At 72.7% G+C, this 1,489-nt stretch carries 1 protein-coding gene; it reads left to right on the top strand.

Annotated features, from left to right (window positions below):
* Positions 1-152: 152 nt before the first annotated feature.
* Positions 153-1,489 (top strand): RND family efflux transporter (locus VQ02_RS34195; RefSeq protein ID WP_048448736.1); only part of this gene is annotated, 1,337 nt, incomplete at its 3' end.

Genomic DNA, 1,489 nt, shown 5'->3' with positions numbered 1-1,489 from the left:
CCCGGGGGGGCGTGTTCCACAGCCTGCATCCCGAGACGCTTTCCGCGCCCCCTCGCTGCTTCGCCGGAGGTCCGCGCGCGGCCGCGCGTCCGGAGCGGCTCCCCGGGAGGGCTCCGGCCAGCCTCCCTGTCGCGAAGGTTCGGTTTCTCCCCATGCGTGTTCTCTCCGCCCCCGCCCTGCGGGCGGCTCTCCTGGCGCTCGGCTTGTGGTCCGCAGCGCCGACGATGTCCGTCGCCCACGAAGGCCATGACCACGGCAGCGAGGCGCAGGCCTCGCCGACAGCGACCGCGCCGCGCGGCTCGTCGAGCACGGACACGCTTGAATTGGTCGCCATCGCCCGCAACGGCCGGCTGGTCGTGTTCCTCGACCGCGCCGGCTCCAACGAACCGGTGACGGATGCCGCCGTCGAGGCCCAGACGCCGGACGGGACCGCCAGTGCCACGCCGATGCCGGATGGCAGCTACGGCCTCGACGCCGATTGGAGCCTGCATCCCGGCGAGCACGAGGTGCTGTTTACCGTCACCGTGTCCGGTGCGACCGACATGTTCCCGGTCACGCTGATCGTTCCGGAGCCGCCACCGGCCGCGCCGGCGGCTGGAGCCTCTCCCTGGGCAACCGGGCTCGCCGCAGCCCACGACTTCCAGCGCCACCTCAAGGAGTCCGATCCGTTGCCGCTGGCCATTGGCGGCATCGGCTTTCTCCTGGGCATCGCGGTCACGCTCCTGATGCGCGGGCGCCGCTACCTGCCGGCGACGGCCCTGGTCGTTCTCGTCGTCGCCCTCGCCTTCGCACCCCGCGCCTTCGCGGCCGATGGCCACGATGGTGGGACGGACGGGCGCGCGCCCGCGCCCCAGGTCTTCCCGACGGCCGCGCCGTCCCCCGGTGGGCAGGACCTCGCGCGCCGCCTGCCCGACGGCTCGATCTTCGTGCCGAAGCCCACCCAGCGGGTGCTCGCCGTCCGAACCGTGGTGACGGCCTCCGACACCCTGCGCCGGACCGCCGAACTCCCGGGGCGCATCGTCCCCGACCCGAGCGCCAGCGGGGTCGTTCAATCTTCGGTCGGCGGCCGGCTCTCGCCGCCAGAGACAGGTATCTTCCCGCGCCTCGGCACGCGGGTGCGCAAGGGAGAGGTGCTCGCCTACGTCACGCCCCCGGTTCAGGCGGTGGATGTCTCCGACATGCGCCAGCGCCAGGGGGAACTCGACCAGCAGATCACGATCCTGGAGCGGCGGGTCGAACGCTACCGCAAGCTTGCCCCGGGCGGCTCCGTCTCGCAGGTGCAGCTCGAGGACGCCCAGGCCGAGCTCAAAGGCCTTCTCGACCGCCGCGCCGCCCTCGACAACATCCGCCAGCAGCCCGAGGCCCTGAAGGCTCCCGTCGACGGGGTCATCGCGGAAGCGAACGCCGTCGCCGGCCAGATGGCCAGCCCTGGGGTGCAGGTCTTCCAGATCGTCGATCCGGGCCGTCTCTGGGTCGAGGCCCTGAGCTT

Source organism: Methylobacterium variabile, assembly GCF_001043975.1.
Lineage (GTDB): Bacteria > Pseudomonadota > Alphaproteobacteria > Rhizobiales > Beijerinckiaceae > Methylobacterium > Methylobacterium variabile.
Note: the sequence above shows the minus strand (reverse complement) of the source record. Positions and strands in the feature narration are given on the sequence as shown.